The 21,196-nt window shown below is 72.6% G+C and carries 18 protein-coding genes; 9 read left to right on the forward strand and 9 right to left on the reverse strand.

The annotated features are described in order from the left end of the window. Positions 1 to 3: 3 nt before the first annotated feature. The 5 genes from N8J89_RS31630 to N8J89_RS31650 all read right to left on the reverse strand — a co-directional run bounded on the left by N8J89_RS31630 (position 4) and on the right by N8J89_RS31650 (position 5,075). Positions 4 to 645 (reverse strand): hypothetical protein, encoded by a 642-nt coding sequence (locus tag N8J89_RS31630; RefSeq protein WP_283660653.1) that lies wholly within the window; start codon positions 643 to 645, stop codon positions 4 to 6. A gap of 60 nt (positions 646 to 705) precedes the next feature. Beyond that, complete coding sequence (locus tag N8J89_RS31635) at positions 706 to 1,107, reverse strand: PIN domain-containing protein (RefSeq protein WP_283660654.1); 402 nt, start codon at positions 1,105 to 1,107, stop codon at positions 706 to 708. Then, a complete protein-coding gene (locus tag N8J89_RS31640) occupies positions 1,104 to 3,206 on the reverse strand; it encodes a putative bifunctional diguanylate cyclase/phosphodiesterase (protein WP_283660655.1) in 2,103 nt (700 codons plus the stop codon). The genes N8J89_RS31635 and N8J89_RS31640 overlap by 4 nt, the downstream gene beginning before the upstream one ends. Positions 3,207 to 3,463: 257 nt before the next feature. After that, entirely contained in the window at positions 3,464 to 4,270 is an 807-nt protein-coding gene (locus N8J89_RS31645) for an SAM-dependent methyltransferase (RefSeq protein WP_283660656.1), read from the reverse strand. 1 nt (position 4,271) lies between these two features. Further along, positions 4,272 to 5,075: an SAM-dependent methyltransferase gene (locus N8J89_RS31650; RefSeq protein ID WP_283660657.1), complete on the reverse strand. Its 804-nt coding sequence runs from the start codon at positions 5,073 to 5,075 to the stop codon at positions 4,272 to 4,274. A gap of 212 nt (positions 5,076 to 5,287) precedes the next feature. Between N8J89_RS31650 and N8J89_RS31655 the strand changes: the two genes are divergently transcribed. Continuing rightward, the gene (locus N8J89_RS31655; protein ID WP_283660658.1) at positions 5,288 to 6,496 is read left to right on the forward strand and encodes an ROK family transcriptional regulator; all 1,209 of its coding nucleotides are present in this window, start codon (positions 5,288 to 5,290) and stop codon (positions 6,494 to 6,496) included. Here the strand turns inward: N8J89_RS31655 and N8J89_RS31660 are convergent. Further along, positions 6,479 to 7,180 carry a class I SAM-dependent methyltransferase gene (locus N8J89_RS31660; RefSeq protein ID WP_283660659.1) on the reverse strand — a complete coding sequence of 234 codons (702 nt, stop codon included), beginning with the start codon at positions 7,178 to 7,180 and terminating at the stop codon, positions 6,479 to 6,481. The genes N8J89_RS31655 and N8J89_RS31660 overlap by 18 nt on opposite strands. 183 nt (positions 7,181 to 7,363) lie before the next feature. Between N8J89_RS31660 and N8J89_RS31665 the strand changes: the two genes are divergently transcribed. The 4 genes from N8J89_RS31665 to N8J89_RS31680 all read left to right on the forward strand — a co-directional run bounded on the left by N8J89_RS31665 (position 7,364) and on the right by N8J89_RS31680 (position 13,768). Beyond that, positions 7,364 to 8,515 carry an alpha/beta hydrolase family protein gene (locus tag N8J89_RS31665; RefSeq protein ID WP_283660660.1) on the forward strand — a complete coding sequence of 384 codons (1,152 nt, stop codon included), beginning with the start codon at positions 7,364 to 7,366 and terminating at the stop codon, positions 8,513 to 8,515. A 745-nt stretch (positions 8,516 to 9,260) separates the two neighbouring features. Next, a complete protein-coding gene (locus N8J89_RS31670) occupies positions 9,261 to 10,412 on the forward strand; it encodes an alpha/beta hydrolase family protein (RefSeq protein WP_283660661.1) in 1,152 nt (383 codons plus the stop codon). Between the two features lie 1,004 nt (positions 10,413 to 11,416). Then, entirely contained in the window at positions 11,417 to 12,832 is a 1,416-nt protein-coding gene (locus N8J89_RS31675) for a carbohydrate-binding protein (protein ID WP_283660662.1), read from the forward strand. Positions 12,833 to 12,952: 120 nt separating this feature from the next. Beyond that, positions 12,953 to 13,768: an ESX secretion-associated protein EspG gene (locus N8J89_RS31680; RefSeq protein WP_283660663.1), complete on the forward strand. Its 816-nt coding sequence runs from the start codon at positions 12,953 to 12,955 to the stop codon at positions 13,766 to 13,768. Between the two features lie 83 nt (positions 13,769 to 13,851). Here N8J89_RS31680 and N8J89_RS31685 read toward each other — a convergent pair whose 3' ends face one another. Both N8J89_RS31685 and N8J89_RS31690 read right to left on the reverse strand, forming a co-directional pair. Then, positions 13,852 to 15,147, reverse strand: a complete 1,296-nt coding sequence (locus N8J89_RS31685; protein ID WP_283660664.1) for an NAD(P)/FAD-dependent oxidoreductase — start codon at positions 15,145 to 15,147, stop codon at positions 13,852 to 13,854. 1 nt (position 15,148) lies between these two features. Beyond that, positions 15,149 to 15,745: a ferric reductase-like transmembrane domain-containing protein gene (locus tag N8J89_RS31690; RefSeq protein WP_283660665.1), complete on the reverse strand. Its 597-nt coding sequence runs from the start codon at positions 15,743 to 15,745 to the stop codon at positions 15,149 to 15,151. 279 nt (positions 15,746 to 16,024) lie between these two features. Between N8J89_RS31690 and N8J89_RS31695 the strand changes: the two genes are divergently transcribed. From N8J89_RS31695 to N8J89_RS31710, 4 genes are all read left to right on the forward strand, one after another. After that, positions 16,025 to 16,585: a sigma-70 family RNA polymerase sigma factor gene (locus tag N8J89_RS31695; RefSeq protein WP_502868352.1), complete on the forward strand. Its 561-nt coding sequence runs from the start codon at positions 16,025 to 16,027 to the stop codon at positions 16,583 to 16,585. Between the two features lie 6 nt (positions 16,586 to 16,591). Then, on the forward strand, positions 16,592 to 17,590 hold the full coding sequence (locus N8J89_RS31700) for an anti-sigma factor family protein (RefSeq protein ID WP_283660667.1): 999 nt from the start codon (positions 16,592 to 16,594) through the stop codon (positions 17,588 to 17,590). A gap of 174 nt (positions 17,591 to 17,764) precedes the next feature. Then, on the forward strand, positions 17,765 to 19,576 hold the full coding sequence (locus N8J89_RS31705; protein ID WP_283660668.1) for a beta-N-acetylhexosaminidase: 1,812 nt from the start codon (positions 17,765 to 17,767) through the stop codon (positions 19,574 to 19,576). A 329-nt stretch (positions 19,577 to 19,905) separates the two neighbouring features. Beyond that, positions 19,906 to 21,006, forward strand: a complete 1,101-nt coding sequence (locus N8J89_RS31710) for a peptidoglycan recognition protein family protein (RefSeq protein ID WP_283660669.1) — start codon at positions 19,906 to 19,908, stop codon at positions 21,004 to 21,006. Here the strand turns inward: N8J89_RS31710 and N8J89_RS31715 are convergent. Beyond that, on the reverse strand, positions 20,981 to 21,151 hold the full coding sequence (locus N8J89_RS31715; protein WP_283660670.1) for a hypothetical protein: 171 nt from the start codon (positions 21,149 to 21,151) through the stop codon (positions 20,981 to 20,983). The two genes, N8J89_RS31710 and N8J89_RS31715, sit on opposite strands and share 26 nt — an antisense overlap. Between the last annotated feature and the right edge of the window lie 45 nt (positions 21,152 to 21,196).

The following is a 21,196-nucleotide window of genomic DNA, read 5'->3' on the forward strand; positions in this document are numbered from 1 at the left end:
GACTCAGCCGGGGCGCACCCCGAACTCGTACCGCTTCAGCGGACTCACCAGCGGCGCCACCCGCGGCGGCTCGGCGTCGACCAGGACACCGCACCAGCCCGACCACGCCCCGGTGGCCGTCCGGTCCTTGGCCCAGACCCGCCAGGAGAACACCGACTCGTGCGCGAACACCCCTCGGGGCACCGTGACCTGCGCCGCGCTACCGTCTGGGATCTTGGTGGCGACCGCCCCGCCGACCCGGGAACCGCCAGCCCACCACTCGAACTCGGCATCCATCACGTCACCGTCCACATCGGACAGTGTCGCGCGCAGCACCGGCGCGGGGGTGTACAGGACCAGCTCGGCCGGGGACGGCGGGCAGTCCAGGATCTCCACCTGTTGCCGCCCGGGAGCCTCGGGCACTGAGTTGTAGTCGACGGTCAGCCGCGGCGCGGTGCCGAAGGACTTCCACGCCCCGCGGTTCCACTCCTGCTCCGCGCGCAGCCCCAGGGTGAGCCGCCCGCTGTCGGCCGCCTGAGCTACCGCCGCCGAGGCGTTCAGCGCGACCGGCTGAGCCGGGCACCCGGCCGCACCCGAGGACGCCGGTTTGCTGTCCACTTTGGACAGCCACTCAGGCTGCCGGTCCCAGCTGGTGTCCTGCTCCACCGGTGCCGGAACCCTACGAGCGCGGACCGGCCCCGGCTATCGGCCAGTCGGCCCAGCCGCTCAGTGGCGGCCCGCGTCCGGGCGCACCGTGCTCGGCCCGGTCACCGCCGCCCCCAGCGCCAGCACCCGCTCCCGCAACCCGCGGTCCGCCGTCACCACCAGGCAGGGCCGGTCCTCCGCGCGCACCAGGTCCACGATCGCGTCATCCCCCGACCCGCGCGCCGCGACCACCCGCACCGCGCCGGTGGCCGTCACGCCGGCGGCCTTGCCCTCCACCACCAGCACCACCTCCACCGGCCCGAGCGCCCACTCCGGCACCCCGCTCACCGGTGGCAAACCATTGCCCGGCAACGAGCTCAGCGTCTCCAGCAGCCGCGCGGTGGCGCCTGCCCGGTCCCGCCACCAGCCGTCGGGCACCGAGCCGACCACGTTGGCCGCGTCCACGATCACCAGGCCGGTCAAGGGAAACTCCGCGCCAGCACCGCCGACATGGTCGCGGGCGGTCCCGGCGAGCCGAAGAAGGAACCCTGGGCCAGGTCGGCGCCGAGGTCGCGGCAGCGGCGGGCGTGTTCAGCGGTGCCGACGCCGTCCATCAGCACCGCGGCCTCCAGCCGGTGCACCACGGGCAGCAGGGACTCCACCGCGTCGGCGAGCAGGCCCGGCGGGGCGGGCTGGCCGAGCCGGTGCACCAGGCGCGGGGACAGCCGGACCGAGCTGACCGCCAGCTCGTCCAGCAGGGTCAGCTCGTCGGTGCCGCAGCAGAACTCGTCCAGCAGCACCGGAACCGCCATGCCGGCCAGGGTCTCCACGTTGTCCTCGACCTCGCCGAACCCGGCCAGCAGCGCCGCCGCGGGCACGCCCAGCCACAGCTGGTCCGGTGCGAGCGCGAAGCCGTCGAGCACCTTGCGCACATCGGCGACCAGGTCCGGATCGGCCGCCTGGCTGCGGCCCAGCCGCAGGCCGATCGGCGGCATCCGGGCCTGGAACTCCTGCTGCCACAACGCCAGCTGCTCGCAGGCGGCGCGCAGCATCCACTGTCCGATGAGGATGGTCAGGCCGGTCTCCTCGGCCAGCCGCACGCACTCGTCGTGCCGGATCTCGCCGAAGTCGGGGTGCACCCAGTGCAGCAGCACCTCCACCCCGGCCAGCCGGTCGTCGGCGAGCTGGCGGACCGGTTGGTACAGCAGGCGCAGCTGGCCGTTCTCCCAGGCGCCGGGCATGGTCGCGGCCAGCGCGAACCGCTCCCGGTCCCGCCGGTCGGCGTCCTGGTCGTGCAGGCCCCACTGGCGGCGGCCGGAGGACTTGACCCGGCGCAGCGTGGCGGCCGCGGACCGCAGCAGCTCCACCGGTTTGATCCGCCCCGCCTGCTGCTGCACCACGCCGATGCTGGCCGAGACCGCCACCCCGCGCTCGTTCAGGTAGACCGGCTCGCCCAGCTCCTCGTTGATCCTGGCGGCCATGGTGGCCACGTCCGGGGTGCTCGCGGTGTGCTCGATGAGGATCGCGAACTCGTCCCCGCCGAACCGGGCGACCAGAGCCTTCTCGTTGGCCACCACCGCACGCAGCTTGTCCGCGACCAGCCGCAGCACCTGGTCGCCGACCTCGTGCCCGAGCCCGCTGTTGATCATCCCGAAGCCGTCGATGTCCAGGTGGTACAGGCTCATCCCGGTGGCCGGGTCGATCCGGCCGAGCACGGACTCCAAGCGGGTCAGGAAGAACTGCCGGTTCGCCAGCCCGGTCAGCCGGTCGTGCAACGCCTGGTGGTGCAGGCGGTCCTGCACCAGCTTCAGCTCGGTGACGTCCTCCACCATGGTCACGCAGCCGGTCGGCTCGCCCCGCTCGTCGCGCAGCAGCGAGACCGCGAGGTAGGCGAACCCGGTCTCCTCATCACCCTTGCGCAGCCTGGCCATCGCCCGGAACCGGTCCAGCCGACCGGCGAGGAGCGCCTCGTAGGCGCGGGTGACCTCGGCGGTGGTGTCGGCGTGCACGAAGTCCATCAGCCGCCTGCCGCGCATGCCCGCCGGTTCCTGGCCGAGGATCCCGCACAGCGCCTGGTTGAAGTTGACGAACGTGCCGTCCAGCTCGGTGATCGCGATGCCCACCACCGAGCTGGTGAACACCTCGCGCAGCCGCGCCTCGCTGCCGCGCAGGGCCCGCTCGGCGTTGTCCTTGGCCCGCAACAGCGCCTGCTTGACGTCCTCCTGCTGCTCGAAGGTCCGCTGCCGGGTCGCCTCGGCGTACCCGGCGGACACCGCGCCCAGCGCCAGCACCACCCGCTGCACCAGCTCCGGCGTCCCGGCCAGCTCGGCCAGCCTCGGCAGCCCGGAACCGAGCACCTTCATCGTGCACAGCAGGCTCTCCGCCGGGGTGAACTGCCCGGCCACCAGGCGTTTGCCGACTTCGCTCGCCCGCGTCAGCCGGTCCGCGGACCCCAGCAGCTCCTCGACCAGCTCGTCCAGCAGTTCGCTCAGGAACGCCGCGATCTCCGCCTGGGACCGCGGCACGTACACGGTCCGGCTGATCTCGTGCAGCCACTGCCGCGCCAGCTCGGCCCGGTTCACCGCGGCACCTCGCGCAGCGCGGCACGCCACGGGGCGGCCGGACATGGCAGCGGCACGGCGAACACCTCATCGCGGTCTCGAGACGGTGGCGGGACTCGGGCGGAACACGCGATCCGAATCCCACCACCATATTCCGCCGATCCGCCCCCGGGCAGGGACCGATGCCCGGGGGCAGCTGGATCGTCGCCCGATCGGTACCCGGATGGCCCAGTGCATCACCCGGGCGGCTGGATTCCGGCGAGCGGTCGCCGGGATACCTAGACCTTGCGGCCCACCGCGGCGAACAGGTTGGAGTGGCGCACGTCCTCCTCGGCCACCGCGCCGGTCTCCGGCCGCCAGTTCGGCGTGTAGACCAGGCCCGGCTCGACCAGCTCGAAGCCCTCGGCGAAGCGCAGGATGTCCGCCCTGGTGCGCGGGTGGATCGGCTCCTGGGTGTTCTTGAAGACCTCCACCGCCTTGGTCATCGCCTCCCGGTTGCCGTCCCAGGTGAAGGCGGAGAAGGCCAGGTAGCTGCCCTCGGGCAGGGCCTCCCGGTAGCGCTGGACGACCGCCCACGGGTCGTCGGCGTCCGGGATGAACTGCAGGACGCCGACCAGCAGCAGCGCCACCGGCTGGGTGAAGTCCAGCAGCCGCCTGGTCTCCGGGTGGTCCAGGATCGCCTCCGGGTCACGCAGGTCGGCCTGGATCGCCCCGGCGTTCGGGTTGTCCCGCAGCAGCAGCTCGCTGTGCGCCACCGCCACCGGCTCGATGTCGACGTAGACCACCTTGGACTCCGGCGCGAGGGCCTGCGCCACCTCGTGCACGTTGCCCACGGTCGGCACGCCGGAGCCGAGGTCCAGGAACTGGCGGATGCCCTGGCGCACCAGGTACTGCACCGAGCGGCCGAGGAAGGCGCGGTTGAGCCGGGCCATGTCCCTGGCCGGCACCACGGTCAGCAGCCGGTCGGCCAGCGTCCGGTCCATCTCGAAGTTGTGACCGCCACCGAGCAGGTAGTCGTAGATGCGGGCCGAGCTCGGCAGCTCCATGTTGACCCCTTCGGGCACCCAGCTCAGTTCGTTCGACACGTCACGCTGTCCCTTCGGTGGAGGATGACTTGCGGCCGACACCGGCGAAGCACCACTCGCCGACGGCGTTGGGACCGGGGCGCACCGGGTTGCGCCACTGCCCCGGATGTACCAGCCCCGGCGCGACCAGGTCGAAACCGGCGAAGAAGCCCTCGATCCGGGTCCGGCTGCGTGGGTGCACGGGGTCACTGTCGACCATCCACCCCTGCGCCTGCTTCACCGGTTCGGGTGATACGTCGAAGGTGGCGTGGCTGAGTGCCAGGAAACTGCCCGCGGCCAGCCGGTTCGCGTAACCGGTGAGCATCCCCTCGGGATCTCGCTCGTTGGGCACGTAGTGCAGCAGGGCTATCGCGAGCAGGCCGACCGGGGCGGTGAAGTCGAGCATCCGGCGGACCTTCGGCGCGGTCAGCACCGCGCGCGGGTCGGCCGCGTCCGCGCGCAGCACGGTGGCCTGCTCGTCGCCCTCGAGCAGCAGTTCGGCGTGCGCCACCGCCAGCTCGTCGTGGTCGACGTAGACCACCCTGGTCTCCGGCGCGGCCTGCCTGGCGACCAGGTGCACCGGGTCCACGCCGGGGATGCCGCAGCCCAGGTCCAGGAACTGGCGCACCCCGGCGGAGAGCATGAAGTGCACCACCCGGCGCACGAACGCCCGGTTGACCACCGCCGAGTGCGCCACCCACGGCATCTCGGCGACCATCCGGTTGGCGAACTCGCGGTCCACGGCGAAGTTGTGACCGCCGCCGAGCAGGTAGTCGTAGATCCGGGCGGACCGGGGCCCTGCCCAGTCACGCTGCGCTCCGGTCACGGCACACCTCGGGGATGTCGGCGGGTGGCGAACACACTACTGAGGGTGGCCAGTCCCCCAGTAGCACCCCGTTGCGCGACGGCGCGCGCCGATATGCCGGACCGGACACGGAAGAGGTCCTACGATTCGGCGGGCACCCGCGCTCGGGTGACACCTGGATGGCCGTATCCGCATGACGCGTCCAGTGACGCACGCGTGAAGGGGGAGTGGTGGTGCGAGCCGGAAGTCCGCGTCTGCTGCGGGAGATCAACGATCGGGCGGCCATCGAGATCCTCCTGGCCAACGGGGCGATGACCCGGTCCGAGCTGGAGACCGCGATCGGCCTGTCCAAACCGGCCACCGCGCAGCTGCTGGCGCGGCTGGAGGAGGACGACGTGGTGCGCCGGGAGGGCCTGCGCGGCGGCGCGCGCGGGCCGAGGGCGCAGCTGTGGGCGGTCAACGGGGCGCTGTGCCACGTGGCCGCGGTGGACCTGACCGCGGCGTCGGTGGACATCGCGGTCGCGGACATCTCCGGCAGGCTGCTCGCCGAGCACCGCGCGGTGATGCCGGCCGGGCCGACCGAGGCGGTGCTGGCCGCCTTCACCACGGCGCTGGGCGCGGCGGTGCGGCTGGCCGGGCTGCCCGAGGACGGGCTGCGGCACGTGGTGGTGGGCAGTCCCGGCGCGGTGGACCGGGCCACCGGGCAGCTCGGGTTCGCCCCGCACCTGCCCGGCTGGGAGGGCTTCGACCTGCCGGGGCGGCTCAGCGAGCTGCTCAACGCCACGGTCACGGTGGAGAACGACGTCAACCTGGTCGCGCTGGAGGAGATGGTCTCCGGCAAGGCCGTCGACGTGCGGGACATGGTGCTGGTCTGGCCCGCGGACGCGGTGGGCAGCGCGGTGGTGGTCAACCGGGTGCTGCTGCGCGGGGCCACCGGCGGCGCGGGCGAGATCGACTGGATGCGGGTGCCGGACCGGGCCCAGGCCGGCAGCGAGGTCGGCCGGGAGGGGATCCGCTTCGGCGACCTGGTCAGCTCGGACTCGATCACCGGCCTGGCCGCGGCGCACGGGGTGGTGGCCGGCTCCGGGATCGAGGCGGTGCGCGCCGCGGTGGCCGACCCCGAGCTGGGCCTGCCGTTCCTGACCGACCTGGCCCGCCGGATCGCCACCGGGGTGGCCAACCTGGTCTCGGTGCTCGATCCGGAGCTGGTGCTGCTCTCCGGGGAGACCGCGGAGACCGGCGGGCAGCTGCTGTGCGAGCTGGTGCGGACCGAGCTGCACCAGCTGGTGATCCCGAAGACGCCGGTGGAGCTGGCCTCGGTGACCGGCAACGCGGTGCGCGCGGGCGCGCTGCACGCGGCCTACGCGATCGCCCGCGAGGAGATCTTCGGGCTGCCCGCAGCGGACTTCATGAAGCCCGCGGGGTCACGGTCGCACCGGTAGCTGGTCGATCTCCCACATGCCCAGCGCCTTGTCCGCGAAGGCGCCGCCCTGCTCGGTGCAGTTCTCCACCAGCACGGCGACCGGGTCGGGCAGGCGGAACGGAGCGCGCTGCAGGTTGAGCGGGCGCCAGTCGCCGGTGGCGATGTCCTCGTTGTGCTCCAGTTCGAGGAAGGTGGTGGCGAGCAGGTAGCGGGAGCCGCTGCGGCGCAGGTTGTCCAGCGCGTCCCAGACCTGCTCGAAGCTCAGGTGCACCAGGCAGTCCCGGCAGAGCACCGCGTCGGTGCGCGGCAGCGGGTCCCTGGTGAGGTCGAGGGTGTAGAAGCGGCGGTTGCCGCCGTGCCGGAAGTACTTGGCCAGGTTGGCCGCGATCAGCTCCTCCACGATGTCCGCGCCCAGGTAGGTCTCCAGGCCGAGGTCGCAGCCGGCCAGCCAGCCGAAGTCGCCGCACGGGATGTCCAGCAGGCTGCGGATGCCGAAGCGGCGCAACAGCTTCGGCAGCTCGGTGCGCAGCACGGCGGTCTGCGCCAGCGCGGAGCCGCAGCCGGAGACCGAGTCCGCGCTGCCCCACATGTTGCTGTGGAAGATGTGCGCGAACACCTCCCGGGTGCTCAGCCCGCTCAGTTCGTCGGCCTTGGCGAGGTAGTTCAGGTGCGCGGGCACCGGTGGGCGGGGGCTGTGGTTCACGGGTCTCATTGTGTGCGGCGGAAAACACGGATCGGCCACGGAACGCCGACGACCCGGCACTGACCCCCCTCAAGCACTCATCGAGTGATGCCCGTTCGCCCCCAGCGGAATCACCCGATCGCACCCCACCCCACCCGGCAGTCTGAACCCACCACACCACCGCCACCCCTGGGGGAGAGAAAGGTGCTCCGAACCCGCTTCACCGCCCTGCTCACCGCGTTCCTCCTGCTGCTGACCACCTTGCTGTCCACCGCCACCGCGGCGGCCAAGCCCACCCTGGACCTGCCGGCCACCGGCGGCCCGTTCCCGGTCGGCACCACCAACCTGCACCTGGTCGACCACGCCCGCCCAGACCCGTGGGCGCCCTCGCCCGGACCACGCGAGCTGATGGTCCAGCTCTGGTACCCGGCCGTGCCCGTGGGCGCCCGCGCCCGCTACGGCGATCCCTCGGTCGACCGGCACTACGCCGACCTGATCACCGCGCTCGGCCTCGGCCGCGGCGAGCCGTTCCTGGACCGGGTGCGCCCCACCGCCCGCCTGGACGCGCCGGTGCTGCCGGGCAGGTGGCCGCTGCTGTTGCACAGCCACGGCCGCGGCTCGATGCGCAGCACCACCACCGCGATCGCCGAGGGCCTGGCCGCCAAGGGCTACCTGGTGGCGGCCGTGGACCACACCTACGACGCCGTCGTGGTCCGCTTCCCGGACGGCCGCACCGCCACCGCCAACCGCCCGGCCGAACCCACCGAGCCCGAACTGTCCGCCGAGGTCCAGGTCCGCGTGGCCGACCTGCGCTTCACCCTCGACCAGCTCAGCACCGCAGCCACCCCGCTCCGCCACCGCCTCGATCCGCACCGGACCGGCGTCTTCGGCCACTCCATCGGCGGCGACACCGCCGCCGAGACCATGCGCGCCGACCGCCGCTTCCGGGTCGGCGCGAACCTGGACGGCGCCTTCTGGGGCGAGGCAAGGGACAAGGGCACCCCCGGCCCGTTCGCCCTGTTCACCGCTGGCCCAGGCGACCACCCGAGCTTCGCCGCCTGGCGCGCCAACCAGCAGTCCTGGGGCCGCCACTTCACCCTGCCCGCCGGCGTGCACAACACCCCCACCGACCTCCCCCTGTTCCCCGAGGTCTCCGGCCTCCGCGACCTCCTCAAAGACCACCCGGCCCTGTACCGCCAACTCTTCGGCACCCTCGACGGCGTCCGCACCACACAGCTGTACCGCGCCTACCTCACCGCCCTGTTCGACCACCACCTGTCCGGCCGCCCAGCCCCGTTACTGGACCAGAACTCCCCCCACTGGCCAGAACACAACCTCCTCTGGTCCCACCGCTAACCCCGCAACGGCGACCACGCCCAACTCCCACCGACCACACCCGCACTCGCCACCGCCGGACTCGACCTGACCGCAGCCCAACACCCGCTCGTCGCCACGGCCCGGTCTCGCCCAGCCCGGCGGTGAACACCACGGCGACCACCACCAACGGGAGAGCGCCCTCAGGCTCGGCGGCGACGCCCTCAGCCAGCCCGGCGCGCAGCAGTCGCCGCGGCACGTCCGCTTCCCCGCGACCTGCACGCAGCGCCAGCGACCACCTCGGTTCGCCGTGGTCCCAGAACTTCTCCGCCACGGGCACCAGGCCCTCGGCCTGCCCAGGCCGACGGGTCCGGCCGGCACGCTGACCGCGCTCGGCCCCCAGACAGGCCGCGATCCCCGTCACCGACCCTGAACCAGCCAAGCCCGGAACCCGCCCGCCAGCCGACGCCGTCCGGGTCGCGGTCTCCGGTCTGGCTCACCCGCGCGCCACCGACACCGCCTCACTCACCCTGTCCGCCCCACCAACACCGGTCGCCTCGATCGGTTCCCCGGCGCTGCCACCCACCGCTCGCAAGCGTCCCGGACCGCCGGCACCCCGAACTCCGCGCCAGGCCCACGGCCGCCCACCGAGCTCGAACCGCACCACCACTTCGGTAGCTGAGAATCCTGAGAGCCCCAAAGGGCAGACCCCGCCCGCCAACGATCACCACCCCATTTCCGCTGGCAGGGTGAAAGGACGGTGAACCACCACTCCCGAGGGGATTCCATGCGTTCAACTCGGCTGCTGGCCGTGCTGCTGACCCTGGCCGCCGGCACCGCCACCGCCCTGCCCGCGGCGGCCGCACCCGCACGCACGCAGCACCTGGACCTGCCCGCCCCCACCGGCCGCCTGGCCGTGGGCGTCACCGACCTGCACCTGACCGACCCGTCCCGCCCCGATCCCTGGTCTCCAGTCCCGGCGGCCCGCGAGCTGATGGTCCGCGCCTGGTACCCCGCGATCGCGGTGACCCCGAGAGCCCGCTACGCCGACGACACCGTCAGCGGCACCCTGGCCGGCCACCTCAACGGCGTCATCGGCGGCGGGGTGAGCCCGTTCCTGGACCGGGTGCGCCCGCACGCGCGCCAGGACGCCCCGGTGTTCGGCGCGGGCTGGCCGGTGCTGCTGTACAGCCAGGGCCGCGGCGGCATGCGCGTCCTGTCCACGTCCCTGGCCGAGGACCTGGCCAGCCACGGCTACGTGGTGCTGTCCGTGGACCACACCTACGACGCCGCCGCGGTCCGCTTCCCGGACGGCCGCGTGGTCAGGGGAAACCGCCCCGAGATCCCCACCGGGGAACAACGGGCCGAGGAGCTCCGCGTCCGGGTCGCCGACCTGCGCACCACCCTCGACCAGGCCCGAGCGACCCCCCGCTTCCGCGGCCGCCTGGACCTGACCAAGATCGGCGCCCTCGGCCACTCCATGGGCGGCGCCACCGCCGCCGAGACCATGCGCGCCGACCCCCGCTTCCGCGCCGGCCTCAACCTGGACGGCGGCTTCTGGGACGGCGCCGCCAACCACGGCGTCCCCGGCCCCTTCCTGCTGCTCAGCACGGCGGCCCCCGACTACCCCACCTTCACCGCCTGGAAGGCCAACCACCGAGCCTGGGGCCGCCACTTCGCCCTGACCGGCGCCTCCCACTACTCCGCCACCGACCTGTCCCTGTTCCCGGACATCTCCGGCGCCCGCGCCCTGCTGCACGACCGCCCAGCCGTCTTCACCGCCCTGTTCGGCGACCTGCCCGGCCCCAGGGCGACCCAGATCAACCGCACCTACACCCGGGCCTTCTTCCACCAACACCTGCACGGCATCCCCAGCCCCCTGCTCAACGCCCCCTCCCCCGACTACCCGGAACAAACCCTCCGCTGGTCCCACCCGTGACGAGCCCCGGGCAGCGGCCCCACCCCGCCGCTGCCCGGTCGCCCCACCCCGCCCACGCGCGGATTCGTTGAGACACGGCACCAGATGAGCGGGCCGGTTCGCGCCGTGGTGAGCGGGAGCGGCGGAAGGTCGCGGTGTTCCTGCGACGCCCGCCCTCGTACTGGAACCCGGCGCGGCAGGCCGGCCATGTGCAGGCTCCGGTCGACGTCGTGGTGGGCGGCAGGGTGGTGAAGCCGTGGGTGAAGTGGTTCGTCGATGCCTGCCACAACGCGATGTGCGGGACGGGCCGTACGGCCGGTCGGGGGTCTGCCCGCGCAGGTCCGGATCGATCGGGGCAAGGACTTCCGGTCGAACGTGGTGGCCGACGCGCTGGGCGCGTTCGCGGGGCGGCGGTGGCTCGTCGGGCGGGCCGGTACGCCGGCGCGAACGCGGTACATCCCGCACCAGGAGCTCGAGATCGAGGTGTTCGACGTGCCACGGGCGCAAGAGGACACGATCACGTCACGGTACCCCCCGCACCTCTGACATACCTGCCGAAATGGCGCATGGTCGAAGGTTGCCACGGTGCGGCAGCATTCGTGACAACAAGTCCGGACCGGCCACCAGAATGAGAGTCCGGCGCCTGAAGCGGTTGCCCGCCGAATCACCAGGTCGCCGAGCCGGCGCCATCCCGGGGCCGTCGAGCAAGCCCCGCCGACTTCGCCGCTCTCCAGCCCGCGGCTGACCAGGATGTCAGCCCTCACTGACACGCCGGGAACGGCCGCGTAGCCAGCTTCACTGACATCGCGTGTCGCCTGCTGCTGACACGAGATGTCGTTCCCCGGGGCAGCGAGCTGTCGACTCAGATTTGTTGTTTCTCCCCCCAAATCCCGTCCAATCGTTGACAACCCACTGTTGAGAGCGCTCTCATCAACCCACGGCAACGCGGCCGGAGACGCACCGGCCGTGGCCCGCACCCCTTCCGCCTGCTGTGCCGCCGCCACGGACCGAGGAGGCGCTCGCACATGTCCACCGCCAGTCCCCCCGCTCACCGATCTCGCTCCCGTCGCTGGGCGATCGGCGCCGCCGTGGCCGCCGCGGCCATGGTCGTCCCGCTGTCCCTGTTCGCTCCGGCCGGCGCGGCCGTTCCGCCGCCACCGCCTGGCTGGTCCCAGGTCTGGGCCGATGACTTCAACGGGCCCTCCGGCTCCCTGCCCTCGGGCAACAACTGGATCTTCGACATCGGCCACGGCTATCCCGGCGGGCCCGCCAACTGGGGCACCGGGGAGATCGCCTACCACACCAACAGCCCGAACAACGTCAGCCTGGACGGCGGCGGCAACCTGCGGATCACCCCGCTGCGGGACGGCGCCGGGAACTGGACCTCGGCCCGGATCGAGACCCACCGCGGCGACTTCCAGGCGCCCGCCGGTGGGGTGCTGGCCATCGAGGGCCGGATCCAGATGCCCAACGTCACCGGCACCGCGGCGCTCGGGTACTGGCCCGCGTTCTGGGCGCTGGGCACGCCATACCGCGGGAACTACTGGAACTGGCCGGGTATCGGTGAGTTCGACATCATGGAGAACGTCAACGGGATCAACTCGGTCTGGGGCGTGCTGCACTGCGGGGTCAACCCCGGCGGCCCGTGCAACGAGACCAACGGCCTCGGCGCCAGCCGGGCCTGCCCCGGCGCGAGCTGCCAGTCGGCCTTCCACACCTACCGGTTCGAGTGGGACCGCTCGGTCTCGCCCAACCAACTCCGCTGGTACGTCGACGGCCAGCAGTTCCACAGCGTCCGCCAGGACCAGTTCGACGCGGGCACCTGGAACAACATGACCAGCCACGGCTACTTCATCATCCTCAACGTGGCCATCGGCGGCGCCTTCCCCAATGGCGTGCACGGCGGCACCACCCCGGTGGCCGGCACCGTGCCGGGGCGGCCGATGCTGGTCGACTACGTCGCGGTCTTCCAGCGCGGCGGTGGCGGCGGCAACCCGACCACGACCAGCGCGCCGCCGCCCGCGGGTGGCAGCGCGTACAGCCGGTGGGAGGCCGAGCGGTTCGCCGCGCAGTCCGGGGTGCGCACCGAGTCCACTTCGGACAGTGGTGGCGGCTCGAACATCGGCGGCGTCGGCAACGGCGACTGGGTGCAGTACCGGGGCGTGGACTTCGGTTCCGGTGGTGCGCGGCAGGTGCAGGCCAGGGTGGCCTCCGGCGCGGGTGGCGGGGTCAGCGGGCTGGTCGAGGTGCGGCTGGACAGCCGGACCGGTCCGGTGATCGGGTCCTTCGCGGTGGGCGACACCGGTGGCTGGCAGAGCTGGCGGACCGTGCCGGCCAACCTCAGCCACACCACCGGGGTGCACGACGTCTACCTGACCTTCGCCAGCGGGCAGCCCGCGGACTTCGTCAACGTCAACTGGTTCGCCTTCGCCGCCAGTTAGCCAGACCCGGCCGCACCCCAAACTGACCGCACCGAATGTGACATTGTTTACACACGTAGTCACCGCCCCGGGTTAGTTTGCCCCCTTGACCGAGGTCTCTCGGCGCAAGGGGGCTTGGCGATGGGCGGCGAACCGCACGCGATGACCACGATGGTGCTGACCGCGACCGAGTTCGAGGTGGTGTGGGCGCGGCTCTCGCTCGGCGAGCCGCCGCTGGCGCTGGAGCTGCCGAGCTTCGGCGCCACCGACTCCGAGCGCCGGATGCTGACCGCGCTGGCCATGGAGTCGCTGCGGCAGCGCGGCCTGGCCGACCGGGTCGGGCCGACCTCCTGGCTCACCGACGCCTGCATCGGCCTGGCCGAGTACACCTGGTCCCTGGACGCCCGGCTGTGGACCGGCGAGCTGCTGCGCGCCTTCGGCGCCGCCCGCGGCGAGAGCGGCACGCTGGCGGTGCGCATCGGGGACACCGTGCACCTGACCCGCCTGCCCGACTACCTGCTGCCCACCGACCTGGCCACGCTGGCCGGCGGCACTCCCAGCGGGCCAGGCGAGGCGCTGAGCGTGCGCGGTGACTCCCTGGACGCCGCCGCCCGGGCCGCGGGTACGGACCCGGTGGCCTTCGCCGAGGTGCTGACCGCGCGCGGCGAGACGCCGCAGGCCGCCCGCGAGTTGGCCAGGCGCTGCGCCGGATCGGGCTGGTGGGGCCAGTTCGGCTGCACGGTGCGGGACCGGTACGGCGCGACCAGGCGGGGCAGCCGGGTGGTGGCCTTCCACGACGTGCCGGGACGCGGCCGGTACCTGGTGCTGCGCCGGGTGGAGAACGGCGGCGTGGTGTGGGTGACCGTGCTGCCCGGCGGCAGCAGGCAGCTGGTCGCCCAGCTGATCGCCCTCCGCGACGAGACCACGGCCGTCCACGGCGCGAACGGCAGACGCTGACCCACCCGCGTGTTGGCCGAACTCGTACCCCGTGTTGGCCGAACTCGTACCCCGTGTTGGCCGGAGCCGGCGCCCCGGCCGCCTCACCGCTCCCCCCTCCTCCCGCACCACCGCCCCCGCCGCGACCGTCCGCCGTCCGGCGGCATCCCCCGTGGCGTCTCCGTCTCCCCCGGCGAGGGCCGCGGCGAGCCCACCGCGGACTGCCGGTCCAGCTCCGCGGTCCACTGCCGCATCCCGCGCGGGCTGTCCCAGGCCGCCACCCCCACCAGCCAGCCGCGCCGCACGTACCCGCAGACCTGGTGGCCCAGCGAGCGCGCCCCGGCCAGCGCGATGGTGTCCCCGGCCAGCGCGGGCGCGCCCGCGGCCTGGATCCGCACGCCGTGCTGGGCCGACCAGAACCGCGGCAGCGGGGTGAACGGGCGGGCGCCCGGGCCGGCCAGCAGGCTGTCCGCGGCGGCCCGGCCCATCTCCACCGCGTTGATCCAGTGCTCCACCCGGCGCGGGACCTCGTCGAAGCGCAGGTTGGGCCAGCGGGCCAGGTCACCGGCGACCACCACGTCCCTGGCGCCGACGGCGTGGCAGGTGGCCTCGCACAGCACGCCGTCCTCCAGCACCAGGCCGGAGCCGCGCAGCCAGTAGCTGGCCGGGACCGCGCCGACGGCGAGCACCACGCAGCGGGCGGAGACCAGCTGGCCGTCGGTGAGCTGCACCGCGATCCCGCCGGGGTAGGGCGCGAACCGCCACACCGTGACGCCCAGGGCCAGGCGGACCCCGGCGTCGCGGTGCAGGCGGGTGACCGCGGCGCCCATCCGCTCGCCCAGCACGTCGCCGAGCAGGTCGCCGCCGCGGTCGACCAGCAGCACCGGGATGTCCATGGCGCGCAGGCTGGCGGCCAGCTCGCAGCCGAGGAACCCGCCGCCGACGATCACCACCGGCCCGCTGCCGGTGGTCACGTTGCGGTGCAGGGCAAGGCCGTCGCTCATGGTGCGCAGCACCTGCACCCGCCGGTCGTGCCGGGGCGCGCCGGGCAGGTGCCGGGCCTGCGACCCGGTGGCCACCACCAGGCCGTCGTAGCGCAGCTCCTCCCCGCGCGGCAACAGCAGCAGCCTGCGGTCCACGTCCAGCGCGGCGGCCCGGGATCCCAGCCGCCACACCACATCCAGCTCCGGCAGTCCGGGCAGTGTCAGCTCCTCCGGCCCGGCCTGCCCCAGCAACAGCTGCTGCGCAAGGGCCGGACGGTGGTAAGGCAGCCGCGGTTCCTCACCCACCACCAGGAGCTCACCGGAGAAACCCTGCTCCCGCAAGCGTTCCGCCGCGTTCAGTCCGGCCGGACCCGTGCCGACGACCACGATCCGTTCGGCCCGCCCGGTCAGGGCCATCTCACGGCGCCTCCTCGATGATCCGGGCGGAGACCAGCACCCGCGCGGGCAGGAAACGCAGCACCGCCAAGGTCAGCACCGGCACCACCAAGGTCACCCCGGCCAGCCACAGCAACGCGATCCGGCCACCGGCGAGGGCGCCCAGCAGCACGTGCGCCACCCCGAGCAGCGCGGCTGGATAGGCCAACCGGTGCAACCACAGCCATCTCCGGTAGCCCAGCAGCCGGCGCAGTGCCACCGAGAGCGTGACCACGAGCATCAGCTCGAAGGCCAGCGCGCCCAGCGCCTGCCGCAGCGGCGCGCCCGCCGCGGCCGGGAACAGCAGGTTGACCAGCCCGAAACGCTCCTCCCGCAAGAACAACAGGGTCAGCACGTGGCTGAGCACGAAGGCCAGCGTGACCGTGGCCAGCAGCAGGTGCCCCGAGCGCACGGTCTGCCTGCCGGTGGCCCTGCGCACCCAGCCCGCGCTGGTGAACACGCCCCAGCACAGGGTCAGGCACAGCAGGCCGTAGGCCAGCCAGCCCGACAGCGCGGCCGCCGCGCGCACCCCCTCGTCCTGGGTGCTGGCGGCGAGTTGCAGGACCGGATGGTGCGGCATGGGCGCCTCCGGGGCGGCACGGGCGAGGAGGAACCCGGGTAGGCCAGGGGGTGCGGCCCGGCCTACCCGGGCTTTTCCGGCGATCCGGGAGGGAAAACCGGAAGCTTCGCGGACGGTGACCTCATGTGTCCATAGTGGACAGTCCCTTCGTGACGACGCGCCAACGATTACGGATCCCCGCCCGGGGTGGTTCAACCTCGCCGCAAAATCAGTCCAAATCCGTCGCGGACACAAAAAGATCGGCCGCAGCCCTGTACGAAACCCGTTGCTGGGGACAGGATGTGCGCCGTGGGCCGACATCGGGTCACCAGAGCAGAGTCAACCGGCACCGCCGAGGTTTCCGGCCGGGACGACGATCTGGTCAGGGCGCTCTACCGCGAGTACGGCGGGGCGCTGTTCGGGCACGCGTGCAAGCTCACCGGCAACGACCGCCAGTGGGCAGAGGACGTGGTGCAGGAAACCTTGTTCCGGGCCTGGCGCAACGCCGAGAAGCTGGACCGGGAGCCCGGGCTGATGCGGGCCTGGTTGTTCACCGTCGCGAGGCGGATCGTGATCGACGGTCGGCGCAGCCGCAGTGCGCGGCCGCACGAGGTCGACGCGAGCCCCTTGGAGTCCGTGCCGGTGCCTGACAGCGCCGACGCGACCCTGTCCGCGCTGGTGATCACCGAGGCGTTGCAGCAGCTGAGCGAGGAGCACAGGGAGGCGATCACCCAGACCTACCTTCGAGACCGCACCATCAACGAAGCGGCCGCCGTACTGGGCGTGCCACCGGGTACCGTCAAGTCCAGGGTGTACTACGCGTTGCGCGCCCTGAGACGGTCACTCCAGGATCGGGGGTGAGCGGGGATGTCATCCCCACCTGACCACTCCGACGTCGGCGCCTACCTGCTCGGCGTGCTCAACGAGGCGGACACCATCGCCTTCGAGGAGCACCTGACCCACTGCGTCCGCTGTCAGGACGAGCTGCAGGAGATGCTGGACCTGCCGGATCTGCTGGACGTCGCCCGCGCGCTGGAACAGCAGCGCGGAACGGTGGACCAGCGGCGCAACGGCACACCGCCAGGGCAGGCCGGCGCCCCGCCGGGCCGTCCGCTGCGCAGCGTGCCGCCACCGGGCAGACCGCGGCCGGTCACCCCGGCCCCGCGCGTCGGCTCGGCCCCACCGCGGGGCGCGGCCGCACCGCAGCCCAGGGGCACGCTCGGGCCGCCGCCGCGGCCCCAGCCGCACCGCACCGCCGAACCCGCGCCGGACGGTCCGGGCGACCGGGTGCTGGCCCAGCTGCTCGACCAGGTCGGCGCGCGCAAGCGGTCCAGGAAGAAGGTGGTGCTGTGGTCGCTGGCCGCGGCCGCCTGCCTGGCCCTGGTGCTGACCCCGCTGGTGGTCTCCGCGACCACCGGCACCGGCCAGGGCGGCCTGGCGCTGCCCAGTCCGATCCTGAGCCTGCCCGGCCGGCCGCCGACCACCGGTCAGTCCGTCCCCAGCGGTCCGGCCACCCCGAGCGTGGACGCGAACACCCTCACCGAGGAGACGCTGACCGGCAGCAACCCGGCGAACAACGTCTCCGCGACCCTGGCGCTGACCGACAAGGGCTCCGGCGTGCAGGTGCGGATGGAGCTCAAGGGCATCTCCGGGCCGCGGCGCTGCCAGCTGGTGGCCATCGGCAAGGCCGGGGAGACCTTCCCGGTGAACAGCTGGGTGGTGCCGGAGAAGGGCTACGGCGTGGCCGGTTCGCCGGACCCGTTGCAGCAGAGCGGCAACGTGGCGCTCTCCCGCACGGAGATCGCCAGCTTCGAGGTGCGCACCATGGACGGGATCGGACTGCTGTCCATCCCGGCCGGGAGCTAGCAGCGGGCACGAGGGCGACACCAGGGCCACCGGGGTGAACCTAGTGGTCTAGACCCTTGACAGGCGGAGTGCCGCCAGATTCGATGGCTGCACACCGCCTTTCCGGTATGTCCGTATGCCGGGTCACCGCCGCCGCTTGTGCTCGCCTGTCCGAACTCTCCGGGAGGACACCCCGTGAAAACCCTCAGCACGCGGCCACTGCGGTCGCGGTTGGCCGGCGGCCTGGCCGCCCTTGTCGTGCTCGGCGGCGCTGCCACGGGCTGGGCCTCGGTCCAGCACGACGCGGCCGCCGAGGAGGCCGCGAGCCCGTTGCAGAGCATCGTCCCCGCGCCCGCCTCGGTGACCCCCGCCGCCGGCGTCACCTTCACCCTGGGCAGCGGCGCCCGCATCCAGGTGCAGGCCGGTTCGCCGGAGGCGACCCAGGTGGCCGAGTACCTGGCCACCATCCTGCGCCGTTCCACCGGCTACCCGCTGCCGATCGTGCCCGCCGCCGGTGACCCCGAGGGCATCGTGCTGCTGCTGGGCGGCGCGCCCGCCGGCGTCGGCCAGGAGGGCTACCAGCTCGACGTCACCGCCAAGGCGGCCACCGTGCGCGCGAACCGGGCGGCCGGGCTGTTCAACGCGGTGCAGACGCTGCGCCAGCTGCTGCCCTCGGCGATCGAGTCCAGCTCGGTCAAGCCCGGCCCGTGGACGGTGCCGGGCGGCACGATCGTGGACCAGCCGCGCTTCGGCTACCGCGGCGCGCACCTGGACTCCGCGCGGCACTTCTTCACCGTGGACACGGTCAAGCGCTACATCGACCAGCTGGCCCTGTACAAGGTCAACAAGTTCCACTGGCACCTGACCGACGACCAGGGCTGGCGGATCCAGATCGACAGCTGGCCGAACCTGACCAAGCACGGCGGCAGCACCCAGGTCGGCGGTGGCCCCGGCGGCTTCTACACCAAGGCGCAGTACGCCGACGTGGTGAACTACGCCAAGGCCAGGCACATCGAGGTGATCCCCGAGTTCGACATGCCCGGCCACACCAACGCCGCGCTGTCCTCCTACGCCGAGCTGAACTGCAACGGGGTGGCCCCGCCGCTGCGCACCGACACCGAGGTCGGCTACAGCTCGCTGTGCATCAACAAGGAGATCACCTACAAGTTCGTCGAGGACGTGGTCAAGGAGATCGCCGCGATCACCCCTGGCGAGTACTTCCACCTCGGCGGCGACGAGGCGCACGCCACCAGCGACGCCGACTACAACAAGTTCATGCAGCGGGTCATGCCGCTGGTCGGCAAGTACGGCAAGAAGATCATGGGCTGGCACGAGTTCGTCAAGGCCAGCCCGGCCCCGCCGACCTCGGCCGTGCCGCAGTTCTGGGGCACCACCACCACCGACGCCAACGTGGCCGCGCACGCCGGCCGTGGCGGCAAGGTGCTGCTGTCCCCGGCCAACAAGGCCTACCTGGACATGAAGTACAACCCGAGCACCCCGCTGGGCCTGAGCTGGGCCGGGTACATCGAGGTGCAGGACGCCTACAACTGGAACCCCGGCGGCTACCTCTCCGGCGTGGCCGAGAACGCGGTGCTGGGCGTGGAGGCACCGCTGTGGTCGGAGACCCTGACCAAGACCGCGGACATCGAGTTCATGGCCTTCCCGCGGCTGCCCGCGCTGGCCGAGCTGGGCTGGTCGCCGCGGTCCACGCACAACTGGGACGCCTTCAGGCAGCGCCTGGCCGCCCAGGGCCCGCGCTGGGACGTCATGGGGATCAACTACTACAAGTCCACACAGGTCCCGTGGCCGACCACCAACCCGACCAGCACCACGACCACCTCCGGCGGCGCGTGCAACGCCCCGGCCTGGAAGAGCTCCGACACCTACGTCAAGGACAGCAAGGTCTCGCACAAGGGCAAGGTCTGGACCGCGAAGTGGTGGACCCGCGGCGAGGAGCCCGGCACCACCGGTCAGTGGGGCGTCTGGCAGGACAGCGGCCCCTGCTGACCCGCTGAGCACCGCACGGCCCCGGTTGGACCCTTTGGCCCAGCCGGGGCCGTTGCCGTCTGCCTCGTTGAGCGCCGACGCTTCGAGCGCAAGGCGTTGGCCGCTTTTCCCGGTTCGCGTCCATTCAACTTCTCAGCGCCGATCCCCGGTCCCGCAGTAGCGTCGTGGCCGCTCGCGCCCATACCCGGACGGTGAATGGGTGACCACTTAGTACAACAAATCGAAAGTTCCTCACCCCTTCGGCCCTTATGAGTTCCGGAACCAGCTCTTACCGTCGACTGACCCACTTCTCTGGGGTTCCCTGCCCCCAAGACGAGGGAGTCGTCGTCATGTCGAACCCTGCACGCAATCCGATCGGCCGCCGCGCTTTCTTACGCGGCGGCCTCACCGTGACCGCGGCCGGCGCACTCGGGCTGGCCGATCCACTCCTGGCCGGCGCCACCGAGTCCGGCCAGCTCGCACCGGCCATCCACGGCACCGGCGCCTGGGGCGCCCGGCCGGCCAAGGGCGCCATCTCGGTGCTCAACAGCAGGCCGGTCAAGATCATCGTCCATCACACGGCCACCGCGAACGTCACCGACTACTCACTGGCCCGCGCGTTCGCGCTGTCCAGGTCGATCCAGAACTACCACATGGACTCCAACGGCTGGATCGACACCGGGCAGCACTTCACCAACAGCCGCGGCGGGCACATCACCGAGGGCCGCCACCGCAGCCTGGCCGCGCTCAACGGCGGCACCCAGCACGTGGTCAGCGCGCACACCTCCGGTCAGAACAACGTGGCACTGGGCATCGAGAACGAGGGCCTCTACACCAGTGTCGGCCCGACCACCGCGCAGTGGAACTCGCTGGTGGCGCTGTGCCGGTACATGTGCCAGCAGTACCGGATCGCGGCCAGCCAGATCTACGGGCACCGCGACTTCAACAACACCGCCTGCCCCGGCAACGTGCTCTACGGGCGCCTGCCGGAGCTGCGGCGCGCGGTCGCCGCGGCCATGGGCGAGCGGGAACGGATCGTCGACCCGGTGACCTGGCCGCTGCTGCAGCCGGGCGACCGAGGGGAGAAGGTCCTTGTCGCGCAACGCCTGCTGCACCACGCGGGCGAGCGCGGCGTGCCGCTGGACGGGGTGTTCGACCCGCGCACCGACGAGGCGGCGCGCAGGCTGGAGACCAGGATCGGCGTCGCCGAGACCGGTCTGGTCGGCGCGGAGTCCTGGCCCGCGCTGATCCCGGCCGCCCTGCGCAAGGGCGATCGGAACGACGCGGTGCACGGCGTGCAGCTGCTGCTGCTCGCCAAGGGGCTGCGCACCCCGGCCGACGGCGAGTACACCGGCGCTACCGAGACCGCGGTGCGGGAGTTCCAGACGGGCAACCAGCTCCCCGCGACCGGGGTGGCCGACCAGCTCACCTGGCAGTACCTGCTCCGCTGAGCCCGGCCCGCTCTGGCCGGGGTGTGCCACGCCGCCGCACCACCGCGCGCACCCCGGCCACAGCGCCCGCCACCGCCGCCGCGATGCCGAGCGCCAACACCAGTCCCAGCAACGGGTTCTGCTCGCAGGCCCGGCCCGGCGCCACGCCCGGCGAGGTAGGTGGCGTAGTCGCCGAGCAGCACCCCGGCCA

The organism is Crossiella sp. CA-258035 (assembly GCF_030064675.1).
Taxonomy (GTDB): domain Bacteria; phylum Actinomycetota; class Actinomycetes; order Mycobacteriales; family Pseudonocardiaceae; genus Crossiella.

Bases quoted from the DNA above. Each gene is read 5' to 3' on its own strand.
- N8J89_RS31700 (WP_283660667.1), top strand. From the start codon at position 16,592: ATGTCATCCCCACCTGACCACTCCGACGTCGGCGCCTACCTGCTCGGC.
- N8J89_RS31685 (WP_283660664.1), bottom strand. From the start codon at position 15,147: ATGGCCCTGACCGGGCGGGCCGAACGGATCGTGGTCGTCGGCACGGGT.
- N8J89_RS31680 (WP_283660663.1), top strand. From the start codon at position 12,953: ATGGGCGGCGAACCGCACGCGATGACCACGATGGTGCTGACCGCGACC.
- N8J89_RS31695 (WP_502868352.1), top strand. From the start codon at position 16,025: ATGTGCGCCGTGGGCCGACATCGGGTCACCAGAGCAGAGTCAACCGGC.
- N8J89_RS31690 (WP_283660665.1), bottom strand. From the start codon at position 15,745: ATGCCGCACCATCCGGTCCTGCAACTCGCCGCCAGCACCCAGGACGAG.
- N8J89_RS31675 (WP_283660662.1), top strand. From the start codon at position 11,417: ATGTCCACCGCCAGTCCCCCCGCTCACCGATCTCGCTCCCGTCGCTGG.
- N8J89_RS31710 (WP_283660669.1), top strand. From the start codon at position 19,906: ATGTCGAACCCTGCACGCAATCCGATCGGCCGCCGCGCTTTCTTACGC.
- N8J89_RS31670 (WP_283660661.1), top strand. From the start codon at position 9,261: ATGCGTTCAACTCGGCTGCTGGCCGTGCTGCTGACCCTGGCCGCCGGC.